This is a genomic window from Streptomyces sp. NRRL S-31 (genome assembly GCF_000718775.1).
In the GTDB taxonomy this organism is placed as follows: Bacteria; Actinomycetota; Actinomycetes; order Streptomycetales; family Streptomycetaceae; genus Streptomyces.
The window spans coordinates 1-15,308 of record NZ_JOCB01000081.1; the positions used below are offsets into that span (position 1 = coordinate 1).

Below are 15,308 nucleotides of genomic sequence, written 5' to 3' on the forward strand. Positions count from 1 at the left end.
GGCGGGGTCTGGCCGGGCGGCGGCGCGAAGCCCTGTGGTGCGGCGGGCTGTGGTGCGGCGGGCTGCGGCGCCGGCGCGGCGGGGACACCGAACGCGGGCGGCGCGAAGCCGGGGGCCGCGTCGGAGTGGGGCTGCTGCGGGGCGGCGGGCGCCTCCTCCTCCAGCACCTCGCCGCCGAAGTTCTTCAGCAGCGCCTCCAGACCGCCGTCGAAGCCCTGTCCGACCGCGGCGAACCGCCACCCGTCCTTGAAGTAGAAGTCACCGAGCATCACGGCCCGCTCGGTGGAGAACTCCGAGCCGTCGAAGGAGTAGCGCGCGACCTCCTCGCCGCCCGCCACGACACGCAGGTATCCGGGGGCGATCCGCGACATCTGGCCGGCGCCGTCGATGGTCGCCGTGAAGGACAGCTTGCGGATCGCGGAGGGGATCCGGTCGAGCGTGACCCGGAACGACTCCGTGTCTCCCGCCTGGGCGCCCAGCAGCTGGATGGACTCCTCGGGGGACTTCGGCTGGTTGAAGAAGACGAAGTACCGGTCGTCCGAGAGACGCTCGTCGGCGTCCAGACCGAAGCAGCTGATGTCGAAGGTGAGCCCGGGGCCCGAGATCTGTACGCCTACGTACAGATCCGTGCCCAGCGTGAGGTCACTGATCCTGGCCTTGTGGCCGCGTTGGAATTCCCTGGCCATGCGTTACGACCGTCCCCCATCCCGATGTGAGTGCGTCGCGCCAGGCTAACGGCAAAGACCGGCGGGAACCCGGGCCGGGCACGGTCGGTACACACCCGGTACACAACCGCCCCGGGCCGCTCACCCGGGAAGCCGTCCACCCGGGAGGCCGTCCGCCCGGGAGGCCGTCCGCCCGGGAGGCCGCTCAGTCGTCCCGCTGCCGCGCGCGCCCGGTACGTGCGGCAGCCGTCCGGCCGCGGCGACGCCCTCGAGGTAGCCGCGGGCCCGTTCGGTGCGCGGATAGGACTCCAGCAGCCGCCAGAAGTCGGCGCCGTGGCCGGGGACCAGCAGGTGCGCCAGCTCGTGGCAGAGCACGTAGTCCACGACGTACTCGGGCATCCCCTGGAGGCGGTGCGAGAGCCGGATGCTGCCCTCGGCCGGGGTGCACGAGCCCCAGCGGGTGTTCTGGTTGGTGACCCAGCGCACGGAGGCGGGCCGGGCCCGGCCGTCGAAGTACTGGGCCGACAGCCGCTCGGCGCGTTCGGTCAGCTCGGCGTCGCCCAGCACCCGTTTGCTCTCCTGGGCGGCGAGCTTGTCCAGCATGAGGGCCACCCAGCGCTGTTCCTCCGCCTTGGACATCCGGGCGGGGATCAGTACGACGGTGCGATCGCCCTCGCGGTACGCGGAGACCGTACGCCGGCGCCGGGCACTCCTGCGGACCTCGATCGCGCTCGCCCCCGAGCCGCCGGGCGGCCGGCTCGTCGTGCTGCGCTGTGGTTCACCGGCGCGGTACAGGGGGTCGGCGGGCACGCCCCGACGTTACCCGGTGGGCACGGACGACGTCCCGGCCGCCGGTCGGTTCGCCGTCGATCCTCCACCATGTGTTTGATTCGTATGACCGGTTCACAGGTATGATTCGCACCGCTTTGCCCCAATGTTCGGCCGCCAGGGAGCCGTGACCGGTACGACGAATCTCACGCCCTGTGGATAACTTTCGGCACCCGCCGCCGCAGCGGGGCATGCTGGCTGCAGTTGGCGGAGGCGTCCGGTTCGCCCGCGGACGGACGGGTCACCTCAGGCGTTCCGGGTGTCTCGCCAGATTTCAGGCTTCTCAAGGGATTTCTTCTCAGGGGATTTCGGGTTTCTCAAGGATTCGGGGGGCGGTCATGCATCCGGTGGTGAAGCCCGCGCTGCGGCGCGGCTGGCGCGATCACAGCACCGTGCAGTTCGGGATGACCCCGGCGCACGCGGTGACGCTGGGCCCGGTGGACACGGCGACGGGCGGCTTCCTGGCCCTGCTCGACGGCACCCGGGGGCTGCCGCTGCTGCGGGAGGAGGGCCGCCGCGCGGGCATGCCGGCGGACCGGGTGGACGCGCTGGTGGAACGGCTGTCCCGGGCCGGCCTCGTCGACGACGCCCGCGGCGGCGGTCCGGCCGCGGACGCGCTGCGCGGGAAGACGGACGTCCTTGAGCGGCTGCGCCCCGACCTGGCCTCGCTGTCCCTCCTCACCCCGGAACCGGGCGACGCCGCGGCCCGGCTCGCGGCCCGGCGCGCGCTGCGGGTCCGGGTGCGCGGAGCGGGCCGGGTCGGCGCCCTGCTGGCCTCGGTGCTGGCGGCCGCCGGCGTCGGCGAGGTCGACGTCGAGGACGTGGGCCGGGTGGAGCCGTGGGACGTGGCGCCGGGCGGGCTGGCCGCCGAGTCGCTCGGGGACCGGCGGGACGCGGCGGCGCGGGCCGCCGTCCGACGCGCCGCCCCGGACCGCCCCCTGCGCCACCCGCACGCCCCCGGGTCCGGAGCCGCCGACCCCGGTCTCTCCCTGGTGGTCCTCACCCCCCGGGACGACGTCGCCGTGCACGCCCCGGACCCGGCCACCGCCGAACCGCTCATGACCTCCGGAACGCCCCACCTGTACGCCGGTGTCGCGGAAGGCACGGGCGTCGTCGGGCCCCTGGTCCTGCCCGGTGAGTCGGGCTGCGCCGGATGCCTGGAACGCGACCGCGCCGACCGGGACCCGGCCTGGCCCCGGCTGGTCACCCAGTGGCGGTCCGGCAGGGCCCGCCGGACCGGGGCCTGCGATGTGACGCTGGCCACGACCGTGGCCGGTCTCGCGGCGGCGCACGCCCTGGCCTTCCTCGACGCAGCGTCACCGGCTCGCGCGGGCACCCGCTGGGAGGTGTCCGCGCCCGGCCTCGACTGGCGTACCCGGCCGGTCAGACCCCATCCGGACTGCCGTTGCGGGGCGGCAGGGAGAGATAACCGGGAACACTCCTCAACCAGCGGGGAACGGCGCGCGACAATGGCGGTGCAACGGCCGTCGACGGAGCGACGAAGCGAAGCGGGCGCGGCACGGCCGACTGGGACCTGGAGGGCGCATGTCTGATCTTCCCCGGAAGGCGGTCACCCGTACCGCCAAGCTCGCCGCGCTCCCGCTCGGCTTCGCCGGGCGGGCGACCTGGGGGCTGGGCAAGCGGATCGTGGGCGAGTCCGCGGAGATCGTCGGCCGCGAGCTGCAACAGCGCACGGCGGAGCAGCTGTTCAAGGTGCTCGGCGAGCTGAAGGGCGGCGCGATGAAGTTCGGGCAGGCCCTGTCCGTCTTCGAGTCGGCGCTGCCGGAGGAGATCGCCGGGCCCTACCGGGCGGCCCTGACCAAGCTTCAGGAGGCGGCCCCGCCGATGCCGACCCGCACGGTGCACGCCGTGCTGGAGGAGCGGCTGGGTCCGGAGTGGCGCGACCTGTTCGAGGAGTTCGAGGAGAAGCCGGCCGCCGCCGCCTCGATCGGCCAGGTGCACCGGGCGGTGTGGCACGACGGCCGCGAGGTGGCGGTCAAGGTGCAGTACCCGGGCGCCGGCGAGGCACTGCTATCCGACCTCGGCCAGTTGAGCCGGTTCGCCCGGCTGCTGGGGCCGCTCATCCCGGGCATGGACATCAAGCCGCTGATCGCGGAGCTGCGGGACCGGGTCTCCGAGGAACTGGACTACGGGCTGGAGGCCCAGGCCCAGGCGGCGCACGCGGAGGAGTTCGCGGACGACCCGGACGTGGTCGTCCCGGCGGTGGTGCACCAGTGCGAACAGGTCCTGGTGACCGAGTGGATCGACGGCGTCCCGCTGTCCGAGGTCATCGCGGACGGCACCCAGGAGCAGCGCGACCGGGCCGGTCAGCTCCTGGCCCGCTTCCTCTTCTCGGGCCCGGCCCGCACCGGGCTGCTGCACGCCGACCCGCATCCGGGCAACTTCCGGCTGCTGCCCGGCGGTCCGGACGGGGAGGACGACTGGCGTCTGGGCGTACTGGACTTCGGCACCGTCGACCGGCTCCCCGGCGGCCTGCCGAGCCCGATCGGCGTCTCCCTGCGCAGGACCCTGGACGGCGAGGCGGAGTCGGTCTACGAGATGCTCCGCAACGAGGGGTTCGTGAAGGAGACCGTCGAGCTGGATCCGGACGCGGTGCTGGACTACCTGCTGCCGATCATCGAGCCGGCCCGGGTGGACGCGTTCACCTTCACCCGCTCCTGGATGCGCAGCCAGGCCGCCCGCATCGCCGATCCCCGCTCCCCCGCCTACCAGCTCGGCAAGCAGCTCAACCTGCCCCCGGCCTATCTGCTGATACACCGGGTGACCCTGAGCACCATCGGGGTCCTGTGCCAACTGGGCGCGACGGTGCGGCTGCGGGACGAGCTGGAGGAGTGGCTGCCGGGCTTCGCGGCCGGCCCGGCCGACGACGAAGCCGGTGAGGAGGAAGCGGCGACGGGGGCGTGAGGCGGGACGCCGGGAGGGAGCGCCCCGGTGCGGGTCCGCTCACCACCAGGCGGAGTCCAGCCGTCCCTCGATCGCCCGCAGGTTCTCGCGCGAGCAGGCGTCGCAGAAGTACTGCCGGACGCCGTTCTCCACGGAGCAAGTCCAGGTGACCGGCCGGGCACCGTCGGCGGCGGTGCCGCAGCGGGCGCACACCAGGCGGCGCTCCTCGATGGGACCGCCCTGATCATCCGCTCCGGGAAGACGCGTCACCCGGCGACGATAACCCCGGCAGCGGTGGATCGCCGGGCGCAACGCCCCGCGGGGGCCGGTCCGTTCGGCCGGACCGGCCCCCGCGGGGAGAGGCTTCGCCTCCCGGGTCCGGGAGGCCACCGCTGCTCGGGTGTGCGGGTTACTGCATGACGGCCATGGCGAGCGCGCGGCGCGCGCGCAGCGAGGCGCGCTCGGCCCGGCGCTGCATCCGCTGGGCGACCGCCAGGCGCATGGCCCGGCGTTCCCGCACGGCGTCCTGGAGTCGCTCGTGCATATGCGCACGAGCCAGGGCTTCTTGCATGAGTTGCATCTCGCGGTTCCTGTTCTGGCGCGCTTCGGTCGCGCCGGTGGTGGTGCAGTCTGAGGTCGCGGAGCCGGCGGGCTCGCTGGTGGACGGCTTCATCGGGGCCTGCTTCTTGGGGTCGTGCGTGAGGGGGCGATCGATCGTTCCTGCGGTGTTCATGCCGTGACCGGGTTCTTCCGCGGGCGACCACGCGGACGCTTGCGGGCGACGACGACACCCTGGACGAACAGCTCGCCACCCCAGACGCCCCAGGGCTCGCGTCGCTCCTTGGCCCCGGCGAGGCAGGCCTCGATCAGCGGGCAGGTGCGGCAGAGGGACTTGGCGTACTCGACGTCCGCGGGCGACTCGGCGAAGAAGACCTCCGGGTCGTAGGAGCGGCAGGGGACCGGTACGCCGAGGTTCTCGATGGCGTCGTCGAGCGCGGTGAGCGCGGTGAGGGGGATCAAGGCGGAGTCCTCCGTGAGGCCGGGCGGGGGGATGGTTTGTGAAGGCGGTACGGACGGGGCGTGCGCTTCGAGATGCACGGTTGGTTTTCCTCGTCTGGTCGTTCCGGCCGGTTGACCGGGTGTCGGCTGGGTACCGGGTTCTTTTCCTGTCCCGAGGCCCCTTCGCTCCGTCATCCCGTTCGGGACAAACAGAAGGGCCGCGGATCCCGGATGGGGTTCCGCGGCCCTGAAGGCGCCGGCCTGATCGGCGATCAGGCTGGATCACTCCAGGGTTCTGGCCCACGGAAGGCCCACATCAGGTGGTGCTGCGTCGTCTGCTTCAGGAATCCGGCACCGGCCGCCGCAAAGGCATAGGCGTGAGCCTGTGCCGCTACCGCTTCCAGTGCCTTGGTCGGTCGCTCATTGCGCTCACGGACGGGGAGGACCGCGAGGGCAGGGGAGGACGCCGGACGGACGGCACGGATGCCGGACAGACCGGTGCCCTGGTTCGAGGCGCCGAGCATGCACGTGGAGACGGTCGAGCGATCGGTCAGTTTGGCCGCGCTGATGGTGCTGAAGTTGATGCTGATCACTGGACTCGCCTCCTCTCGGCGTCTCAAGGACCGGGGTGAACCGATCCGTTCGGATATGTAAGTACAGCACGGAACCGGGCCTTCGAGAAGGCCGCTGCGTCCGTGCCTAGAACCTATGGGGATTGCCGGGGCATGCGCAAACTATTTTTTCGACGAGTTCGCATCAGTCCTCCCCGTCAACTCCGCCAGGTTCCCGACCAGCGCAGATAGCGAGAACATCGGCTCCATAGCTGCGCAGCTTGCGACTGAGGACGCCGGGGATGCGGGAGAGTTCGGCGGGGTTTTCCGGGCACGCCTCCGCGATGGCCATCAGCGTGCGGTCGGTGAAGACGCAGAAGTCCGGCTGGCCGCTGCTGCGGGCCTGGACCGCCCGCCACTCCCGGAGCCGTGTGTAGAGCCCTTCGTCCATGTCCGAGGGGCAGTCCTCGCAGCGCATCAGTTTCATCTCGCCCGCGTCGGTGAGCGTGCGGCCGCAGACCCGGCAGCGGGCGGGCGTGCGCTGGGCCCGCCGGGGCACCGGAGCGGCGCTCGCGGTGAACCCGCGCTCGACGCCGCCGCCCGCACCGAAGCCGCCGTACCCGGCGGTGGGCGTGGTGCCGGAGCGCAGGCCGTCCAGGAAACGGCTCGGTCTGCGGCTCGCCCGTCCGCCGGGTGACCGGGACACGGCCCAGGAGACGTGGAGGCGTTCCCGGGCCCGGGTCACGCCGACGTAGAGCAGCCGGCGCTCCTCCTCGATCTGCTGGTCGGTGCGGGCGTAGGTGATGGGCAGCATGCCCTCGGCGACGCCGACCAGGAAGACGACGTCCCACTCCAGGCCCTTGGCCGCGTGCAGGGAGGCGAGGGTGACGCCCTGCACGGTCGGGGCGTGCTGGGCGTTCGCCCGCTCGTCCAGTTCCGCCACGAAGTCGGCGAGGGTGGCCCCGGGCCGGGCGGCGGCGAGGTCCTGGGCGAGACGGACCAGGGCGGCCAGGGACTCCCAGCGCTCTCTGACGGCGCCGGAGCCGGCCGGCGGCTCGCCGGTCCAGCCTTCCCCGGAGAGGACGGCGCGCACCTGCGAGGGCAGGTCCACGACGTCGTCGAGGAGGGAGTCGTTGCCGCCGAAGCGGGCCGCGCCGCGCAGGGCGATGTGGGTCTTGCGGATCTCGGGCCGGTCGAAGAAGCGTTCGGCTCCGCGCAGCTGGTAGGGGACCCCGGCGTCGGCGAGCGCCTGTTCGTAGGTCTCGGACTGGGAGTTGGTACGGAACAGGACGGCGATCTCGGCGGCCGGGACGCCGGCGTCCATCAGCTCGCGGATGCGGCGGGCGGCGCCTTCGGCCTCGGCGGGCTCGTCGGTGTACTCGGTGTAGACGGGGTCGGGTCCGGCGGGGCGCTGGGAGACGAGTTCCAGCCGGTGGTCGGCGGCACGGCCGCGGGCCTGGGCGAGCAGACCGTTGGCGAGGCGGACCACCTGCGGGGTCGAGCGGTAGTCGCGGACCAGCCTCACGACGGTGGCGCCGGGGTGCCGGGCGCGGAAGTCGAGGAGGTGGTCGGGCGTTGCTCCCGTGAATGAGTAGATGGTCTGACTGGCGTCACCGACGACACACAGGTTGTCCCGGTCGCCGAGCCACAGGTCGAGCAGCCGCTGCTGGAGCGGGCTGACGTCCTGGTACTCGTCCACGACGAAGTGCTGGTACTGCGTGCGGACCTGTTCGGCGACGTCCTGCCGGTCCTGGAGGACGGCGACGGTCAGCAGCAGGACGTCCTCGAAGTCGATGACCGCGCGGTCGCGCTTGAGGTCCTCGTAGGCCGCGTAGAGATGGGCGATCTCGGCCGGGTCGCGGGGGGCCTCACGGCCGGCCTTCGCAGCCGCGTACGGGTAGTCGGCGGGGACGGTCTGGGTGACCTTCGACCATTCGATCTCCGCGGTGACGTCCCGCAGCTCGTTCCGGTCCAGGCGGGTACCGAGGGCGGCGGCCGCGTCGGCGACGAGCTGGATCTTGCGGTCGACGATCCGGGGCATGGAGCCGCCGATCGCTTTCGGCCAGAAGTACTGGAGCTGGCGCAGGGCGGCGGAGTGGAAGGTACGGGCCTGGACGCCCTGCGCGCCGAGCTGGCGCAGCCGGCCGCGCATCTCCCCGGCGGCGCGGGCGGTGAAGGTGACGGCGAGCACGCTGGACGGTTGCAGGATGCCGGCCCGCACCCCGTAGGCGATGCGGTGGGTGATCGCCCGGGTCTTGCCCGTGCCCGCCCCGGCCAGCACGCACACCGGACCGTGCAGGGCGGTGGCCACCTCGCGCTGCTCCGGGTCGAGCCCTTCGAGCACCGCGTCGACCGATTCCGGTGCCTGCGGGAAAAGGGTGGAATGCGTTGCTGCTGTCACACCGCCATGCTGCCAGGTCGCCCGGGGCGGCTGCGCCGGTTGTCCACAGGCGGGGGCTCGCAGTCGTACTAATGCGGCAGGTCTCACAGCCGGGGGCCCGGGGAGCGGGTATACCCCCGGCGGGAATGGTCCGCCGGGGGCACGCGTTCTCCGAGTGGACGACCTTTTCCGAGCCGTCAGAGGAGAGCGAGAGACATGCAGGGCACCGTGACGATGTACAGCACGACGTGGTGCGGCTACTGCCGGCGGCTGAAGAGTCAGCTGGACCGGGAGGGCATCGCCTACACCGAGATCAACATCGAGCAGGACCCCGAGTCCGCCGCCTTCGTGGAGAAGGCGAACGACGGCAACCAGACGGTCCCCACGGTCCGGGTGGTCCCCTCCAGCGGCGGTTCCGAGGTCGTCATGACGAACCCGAGCCTGGCCCAGGTCAAGCAGGCCCTCACCGTCTGATCCCCGCACGGGTGCCGAGCCCCCTCCGGCCGAGGCCGGCAGGGGGCCGCTCCGTACCGGCGGCCGGACCCCTCTTCACCGGGTCACGGTGCCCCTCGCGTCGCCGCGTCGAAGTGCTCGTCGGTCAGCGCTTCACCCCGGTTGAGCTGCGCCTTTCCGGCGGCAGGGCGGCCCCGATCGCTCCGGGGCCGCCCTGCCGTGTCACACGAAGCCGCGGGTCGGCAGGGGCTTGCCGTACCACATCTCGATCAGCCGGGCCGCGATGGAGATGCCGTAGGGCGGCAGCACCTCACCGGACTCGAAGCCCGCGTGCAGTTCCTCGCGGGAGAACCAGCGGGCCTCGTGTATCTCGTCCCCGTCGACATCGATCTCGGTGGACGTGGCACGGGCCATGAAGCCCAGCATCAGGCTGGACGGGAAGGGCCAGGGCTGGCTGGCGACGTACTCGACCGGGCCGACGGTGACACCGACCTCCTCGCACACCTCGCGGCGCACCGCCTGCTCGATGGACTCGCCGGGCTCGACGAAGCCGGCGAGCGTGGAGAAGCGGCCCTCCGGCCAGTGGACCTGGCGGCCGAGCAGGATGCGGTCCTCCTCGTCCGTGACCGCCATGATCACGGCCGGATCGGTGCGCGGGTAGTGCTCGGCGCCGCAGGCCGGGCAGCGGCGGATGTGCCCGGCCGCCGCGATCACCGTGCGCTCACCGCAGCGGGAGCAGAAGCGGTGGGTGCGCTGCCAGTTCTCCAGGCCGACCGCGTGCACCATCAGCCCGACGTCGCGCGGCGACAGCAGGAGGCCGGCCTCCCGCAGCCCCGCGGGACGCGCGGACTGGTCGATACGGCCGGGCAGCGAGTCCTTCTGGAGCGCGAAGTAGCTCACGCCTTCCACGTCGGTGCCGAGGAAGTAGCGGTGCGCCTCGGTGAGCGGCGCCTCGAAGGACGGCGTCATGACGAGTTCGGTACGGCCGTCCGGCGTCTCGTCGATGAGCACCTGGCCGCCGGAGACCACGAAACAGCGGGTCGTGGGGTGGCTCCACGCTGCCGCGAGCCATGCCTCGTCCAGTCGGTGGTGGGCGGCGCGGTCGATGCCGCTCGGGGCGGTCAGCGAGATGGGTCGGTCGGCTGTGTGGTCGGTCCAGGTGGTCACGTGTGCTTCCAACTCCCCCAGTACAACGGTTCTTGCGGCGGGTGGTTCGGCGGGACGTAGGGCGGGAGGGCACCGGGTCTCGGGCGCGGGCGGGGCGGCGGGGTGGTCGGTCCAGTGTCCCCCGCGCGCGGTGCCCGTCCGTACGGCGCCGGCCGGTCAGGGTGTGGGGCGCCAGTTTCCGGCCAGATCACCCCACAGGTAGGCGCTGGTCTCGACACCCTTGAGGAGGAGGTCCAGCTCGACCTTCTCGTCGGGGGCGTGCCAGCCGTCGGACGGGACGGAGATGCCCAGGAAGAGCACCGGGGCGGCGAGGACCTCCTGGAGGTCGGCGGCGGGTCCGGAGCCGCCCTCGCGGGTGAAGCGGACCGGTCCCTCGAAGGCGCGGCCCATGGCGCGGACGACGGACTGCAACGCGGGGTGGTCGAGCGGGGTCAGGCACGGGCGCGTGGCCGAGCCGAAGTCGATGTCGTACCGGATCCCGGCGGGCACCTGCTCGGCGGCCCAGGCGCGGACGGCCTTCTCGATGTGGTCCGGGTCCTGGCCCGCGACCAGCCGGAAGGAGAGCTTCACCATCGCCGTGGCCGGGATGATCGTCTTGCTGCCGGGGCCCTGGTAACCACCGCCGATGCCGTTGACCTCGGCGGTCGGACGGGCCCAGATGCGCTCCAGGGTGGTGAGCCCGGCCTCGCCGTGGGTGGCGTACGACTTGGCGGCGCGCAGCCAGCGCTCCTCGTCGAAGGGCAGCTCGGCGAAGAGCTCTCGCTCGCGCTCGGTCAGCTCGACGATGCCGTCGTAGAAGCCGGGGACCGCCACGCGCGCGTCCTCGTCGTGGAGGGCGGCGACCAGGCGGGCGGCGGCGGTGGCCGGGTTGGGCACGGCGCCGCCGAAGGAACCCGAGTGGATGTCCTGGTCCGGGCCGTACAGCCGGATCTCGCACTCGGCCAGGCCACGCATGCCGGTGCACACGGTCGGGGTGTCCGCGGCCCACATGCCGGTGTCGGAGACGATCACGGCGTCGGCGGCGAGCCGCCCGGCACGCTCCTCCACCAGGGCCCGGAAGTGCGGGGAGCCGGACTCCTCCTCGCCCTCGATCAGCAGCTTGAGGTGGACGGCCGGCGCGGTGCGGCCGGTGGCGGCGAGATGGGCGCGGACGCCGAGTGTGTGGAAGAACACCTGGCCCTTGTCATCGGCCGCCCCGCGCGCGTAGAGGCGGTTCTCCCGGACGACGGGCTCGAAGGGGTCGCTGTCCCAGCCGTCCTCGCGGGCGGCGGGCTGCACGTCGTGGTGGCCGTAGACCAGGACCGTGGGCGCCTCCGGGTCGTCCGAGGGCCACTCGGCGAAGACCGCCGGGGCGCCCGGGGTCGGCCAGACCTCGGCCGTCGGGAAGCCGGTCTCCTTGAGTTTGGCGGCGAGCCAGTCGGCGCTGCGCCGCACGTCGGGCGCGTGGTCGGGCTGGGCCGACACGGACGGGATGCGCAGCCACGCGGTGAGGTCGTCGAGGAAGGCCGCGCGGTGCTGCTCGATGTACGTGCGGACGGCGCTGTCCGGGGTCTGGCTCATGCTCCCGAGCCTATCCGCCCGCGACCGCATCCTCGGAGGGCGATTCGTCACACTCAGGTCGCCCCCGGTGACCGTTTCGTCACCCGTGTCGCCGACCGGGCGGTTTCCCCGGTGAGCAGCCGCTCCAGCGCGGCCCGGTCCGGCAGCCCCCGGGGACGTACGACCTCGCCGCTGCGCACGTACAGGAAGGCGGCCGTGACCGACTCGGGGGGCACGCCCTGCTGCTCGGCCCAGGCCAGCCGGTAGACGGCGAGCTGGAGCGGGTCGGCGGTGCGGCTGCGGCTGGTCTTCCAGTCGACGATCTCGTACGTCGCCCCGTCGCCCTCGCCGTGCCGGTAGACGGCGTCGATGCGGCCCCGGACGACGCGGCCGGCCAGGGTGAGCTGGAAGGGCGCCTCGACCCGGTACGGGGTGCGCCGGGCGTACTCCGTGCGCTCGAAGGCTTCCTTGAGGGCTTCCAGATCGCGTTCGTCGTCGATCTCGGCGTCCCCGCCGGGCAGCTCCTCCGGCTCCAGCAAGGGCAGGGTCAGCTCCTCGAAGCGGGTCTCGACCCAGGCGTGGAAGCGGGTGCCCCGGCGGGCGGCCGGCTGCGGGGGGCGCGGCATGGGGCGCGCGAGCTCCTGTGCCAGGCCGTCCGGGTCCTCGGCGAGACGCAGCAACTGGGACGCGGTGAGCGTGGCGGGCAGGGGGACGTCGGTGACGGTCCGCCGGGCACGCAGCAGCTCTCCGGTGAGCGCGTCCAGGTCGCGGTCCCAGGAGGCGATGGCGCGCGCCTCCTCGGGGGTGAGGGGGGCCGGGACCGACGGCCCGCCGGAGCGGGGGCGGCTCGGCGGGGCCGGCGCCTGGTGGGGAACCGTGGGCCGCCCGGCGTCACGGGCTGCTTCGGCGTCCCGGGCCTCCGGGGCTGCGGGGGTGTACGGGAGGGGGGCGGACGTGTCGTCCTGAGGCGGATCGTCGGGGGCGAAGGGGTCCTCGTCGGGTGCGAAGGGGTCCTCGGCGTAGGCGAAAGGGTCCTCGTCGGGTGCGAAGGGCTCCTCGTCGTAGGAGAAGTGGTCCTCGTCGTGGGGGAAGTCCTCACGGGTGGAGTCGTCGTGGGGGATGTCCTCCTCGCCGGGGACGTCCTCGTACGGCTCGGCGTCGTACGGCGGGTCCTCCGGTGGCGGCGCGGGCCAGTCCGGGTGCTGGTCGCCGACGGGATCGTGCGGGGCCGGACGGGGGCGGGTGGCGAGGGCGTCCAGGTGGGCGAGGACGGTCTCGGCGGCGGCGCGGCGGCGGGCCAGCGCGGCGTCGTCCAGCGGGAGCGGCCACACCTGGTCGGCGGTGGCCGCGTGCAGGGCCGGGTTCTCCGCGTCGTCGGCCGGTTCGTCCGCCCACGCCTCGATCTCGCCGTACCCGGCGGCGCAGTGGTCGTACAGGGCCCGGAGGAAGTCGGAGGGGCCGCGCTGCTTCTTCTGGCTGGGCCCCCACCAGTGGCCGGAGCCGAGCAGGAGCGAGCGGGGGCGGGTGAAGGTGACGTAGCCGAGCCGGAGTTCCTCGGTGTGCTGGTGGTCCTTCATCGCCTCGTGGAAGGCCTTCATGCCGCGCGAGTCCCAGCCGTCGACGTCGGGCAGGGTGTCGGCGTCGCCGCGCAGGGCGTGCGGCAGCACCTTGGCCTGCGCGGTCCACTTCTCACGGCCCTGGGCGCTGGGGAAGGTGCCGGTCACCAGTCCGGGGACGGCCACGACGTCCCACTCCAGGCCCTTGGACTTGTGCGCGGTGAGCACCTTGACGGTGTTCTCGCCGCCGGGCAGGGCGTTGTCGAGCCCCTTCTCGTACTGGGCGGCGGTACGCAGGAAGCCGAGGAACGCCAGCAGGGTCGCCTCGCCGTCGCTCGCGGCGAAGGCGGCGGCGACGTCCAGGAAGTTGGACAGGGTCTCGCGGCGGCGGGCGGCGAGCGCGTGCGGGGAGGCGGCCAGTTCAACCTCAAGCCCGGTGACGGCGAGGACGCGGTGCAGCACGTCCATCAGCGGGTCGGCCAGCGAGCGGCGCAGGTCGCGCAGTTCGGCGGCGAGCCGGGCGAAGCGCACGCGCGCGTCGGGGGAGAACGGCAGCCCGTCGTCGGCGCCGCTCTCGGCAGAGCCGTTCATCGGCGTCTCGAGGAAGGTGTCCAGGGCGTCCGCGAGCGAGATGACCTCGGCCGGGTCGACGCCCTCCACGGCCGCGGCGAGGCGGCGGTCGGGGTCGTCGGTGCCGTCCACGCGCGCGTGGGCGACCAGCAGACGGGCGCGGCGGCCGAGCAGGGCGAGGTCGCGGGGGCCGATGCGCCAGCGCGGTCCGGTCAGCAGGCGCACCAGGGCGGCGTTGGCGCCCGGGTCCTGGAGGACCTCGCAGACGGCGACGAGGTCGGCGACCTCGGGCAGGTGCAGCAGCCCGGAGAGGCCGACCACCTCGACGGGGACGTCACGGGTGACGAGGGCGCCCTGGATCTCGGCGAAGTCGGCCGCCGTCCGGCACAGGACGGCGATCTCGCCGGGCGGCGTGCCGGTGCGCACCAGGTGGGCGAGGGAGTCGGCGATCCAGTCGATCTCCTCGGCGTGGGTGGGCAGCAGGGCGCAGCGGACGGTGCCGTCGTGCTCGGCTCCGGGGGCCGGGCGCAGCGCCTCCACGCCCGCGTGCATGGCGCGCAGGGGTGTGGCGAGGCCGTTGGCGAGGTCGAGGAGGCGACCGCCGCTGCGGCGGTTCTCGCTGAGCGCCTGCCGGGTGGCGGGCCGGCCGTCGGCGTGGCGGAAGTGGTCGGGGAAGTCGTCCAGGTTGGCGACGGAGGCGCCGCGCCAGCCGTAGATGGCCTGGCAGGGGTCGCCGACGGCGGTCACCGGGTGGCCGGTGCCGGCGCCGAACAGGCCCGCCAGCAGGACGCGCTGGGCGACCGAGGTGTCCTGGTACTCGTCCAGGAGCACCACGCGGAACTCCTCGCGCAGTACGCGGCCCACCTCGGGGATGCCGGCGAGGCGGGCCGACAGGGCGATCTGGTCGCCGAAGTCGAGCAGGTCGCGCCGGCGCTTGGCGGTCCGGTAGCGCTGGACGAGGTCGGTCAGCTCGCGGCGGGCCGCGGCCGTCTCGGGGACCTTGCGCAGCTCGGCGTTGCTGAGCTTGGCGCCTTCCAGGGTGTGCAGCAGGTCGGCGTCCCAGGCGCGCAGTTCCTCGGGGTCGACGAGGTGTTCGGCGAGTTCGGAGTCGAGGGCGAGCAGGTCGCTGACGAGGTCGGCGAAGGAGCGGGTCAGCGCCGGGTACGGCCCCGGGGCCTCGCGCAGCACGCGCGCGGCGAGCTGGTAGCGGGTGGCGTCGGCCAGGAGGCGCGAGGTCGGTTCCAGGCCGAGCCGCAGGCCGTGATCGGTCAGCAGCCGGCCGGCGAAGGCGTGGTACGTCGAGATGACCGGCTCGCCGGGAGGGTTGTCCGGGTCGATGGTGTCGGGGTCGGTGACACCGGCCTTGACCAGCGCCTTGCGGACGCGCTCGGCCAGCTCGCCGGCGGCCTTGTTGGTGAAGGTCAGGCCGAGGACCTGCTCGGGGGCGACCTGCCCGGTGCCGACCAGCCAGACCACGCGCGCGGCCATCACGGTGGTCTTGCCCGACCCGGCGCCGGCCACGATCACCTGCGGGGCGGGCGGCGCGGTGATGCAGGCCGTCTGCTCCGGGGTGAACGGGATGCCGAGGAGCTCCTTGAGCTGCTCGGGGTCGGTGATACGGGCGGGCATGTCGAAAGAGGCTAGCGGCCGGCACTGACAGTCGAGGGCGCGACGGCCCGCCGGGAGAAGGAAAGCG

At 73.3% G+C, this 15,308-nt stretch carries 13 protein-coding genes; 3 read left to right on the top strand and 10 right to left on the bottom strand.

The window, feature by feature from the left end:
• Together IF37_RS0127875 and IF37_RS0127880 are read right to left on the bottom strand one after the other, a co-directional pair.
• Positions 1 to 686: TerD family protein (locus IF37_RS0127875; protein WP_030748259.1), on the bottom strand; the 686-nt coding region annotated here is incomplete at its 3' end.
• A gap of 120 nt (positions 687 to 806) precedes the next feature.
• Complete coding sequence (locus IF37_RS0127880) at positions 807 to 1,475, bottom strand: M48 family metallopeptidase (RefSeq protein ID WP_052845399.1); 669 nt, start codon at positions 1,473 to 1,475, stop codon at positions 807 to 809.
• A gap of 356 nt (positions 1,476 to 1,831) precedes the next feature.
• Here IF37_RS0127880 and IF37_RS0127885 point away from each other — a divergent pair, with 356 nt between their 5' ends.
• The gene (locus IF37_RS0127885; protein WP_030748265.1) at positions 1,832 to 3,046 is read left to right on the top strand and encodes a TOMM precursor leader peptide-binding protein; all 1,215 of its coding nucleotides are present in this window, start codon (positions 1,832 to 1,834) and stop codon (positions 3,044 to 3,046) included.
• Complete coding sequence (locus tag IF37_RS0127890; protein ID WP_030748267.1) at positions 3,039 to 4,418, top strand: AarF/ABC1/UbiB kinase family protein; 1,380 nt, start codon at positions 3,039 to 3,041, stop codon at positions 4,416 to 4,418. Before IF37_RS0127885 ends, IF37_RS0127890 begins: the two co-directional genes overlap by 8 nt.
• 39 nt (positions 4,419 to 4,457) lie before the next feature.
• Here IF37_RS0127890 and IF37_RS44615 read toward each other — a convergent pair whose 3' ends face one another.
• The 5 genes from IF37_RS44615 to IF37_RS0127915 form a co-directional block, all read right to left on the bottom strand.
• Positions 4,458 to 4,667 (bottom strand): hypothetical protein, encoded by a 210-nt coding sequence (locus IF37_RS44615; protein WP_158727397.1) that lies wholly within the window; start codon positions 4,665 to 4,667, stop codon positions 4,458 to 4,460.
• A 139-nt stretch (positions 4,668 to 4,806) separates the two neighbouring features.
• The gene (locus tag IF37_RS0127900; RefSeq protein ID WP_030748270.1) at positions 4,807 to 5,130 is read right to left on the bottom strand and encodes a hypothetical protein; all 324 of its coding nucleotides are present in this window, start codon (positions 5,128 to 5,130) and stop codon (positions 4,807 to 4,809) included.
• Entirely contained in the window at positions 5,127 to 5,495 is a 369-nt protein-coding gene (locus IF37_RS0127905) for a WhiB family transcriptional regulator (protein WP_030748273.1), read from the bottom strand. Before IF37_RS0127905 ends, IF37_RS0127900 begins: the two co-directional genes overlap by 4 nt.
• Positions 5,496 to 5,668: 173 nt before the next feature.
• A complete protein-coding gene (locus IF37_RS42585; protein ID WP_079165904.1) occupies positions 5,669 to 5,989 on the bottom strand; it encodes a hypothetical protein in 321 nt (106 codons plus the stop codon).
• A gap of 163 nt (positions 5,990 to 6,152) precedes the next feature.
• A complete protein-coding gene (locus tag IF37_RS0127915; RefSeq protein ID WP_301540354.1) occupies positions 6,153 to 8,435 on the bottom strand; it encodes an ATP-dependent DNA helicase UvrD2 in 2,283 nt (760 codons plus the stop codon).
• A 108-nt stretch (positions 8,436 to 8,543) separates the two neighbouring features.
• On the opposite strand from IF37_RS0127915, the gene IF37_RS0127920 reads away from it, so the two are divergent.
• Positions 8,544 to 8,801: a mycoredoxin gene (locus IF37_RS0127920; RefSeq protein WP_030748280.1), complete on the top strand. Its 258-nt coding sequence runs from the start codon at positions 8,544 to 8,546 to the stop codon at positions 8,799 to 8,801.
• Between the two features lie 201 nt (positions 8,802 to 9,002).
• Here the strand turns inward: IF37_RS0127920 and nudC are convergent, their stop codons facing one another.
• The 3 genes from nudC to IF37_RS0127935 form a co-directional block, all read right to left on the bottom strand.
• On the bottom strand, positions 9,003 to 9,947 hold the full coding sequence (gene nudC, locus IF37_RS0127925) for an NAD(+) diphosphatase (RefSeq protein ID WP_030748283.1): 945 nt from the start codon (positions 9,945 to 9,947) through the stop codon (positions 9,003 to 9,005).
• 156 nt (positions 9,948 to 10,103) lie between these two features.
• Positions 10,104 to 11,507: a dipeptidase gene (locus IF37_RS0127930; protein ID WP_030748287.1), complete on the bottom strand. Its 1,404-nt coding sequence runs from the start codon at positions 11,505 to 11,507 to the stop codon at positions 10,104 to 10,106.
• Between the two features lie 53 nt (positions 11,508 to 11,560).
• Positions 11,561 to 15,241, bottom strand: a complete 3,681-nt coding sequence (locus tag IF37_RS0127935; protein WP_052845400.1) for an ATP-dependent DNA helicase — start codon at positions 15,239 to 15,241, stop codon at positions 11,561 to 11,563.
• Between the last annotated feature and the right edge of the window lie 67 nt (positions 15,242 to 15,308).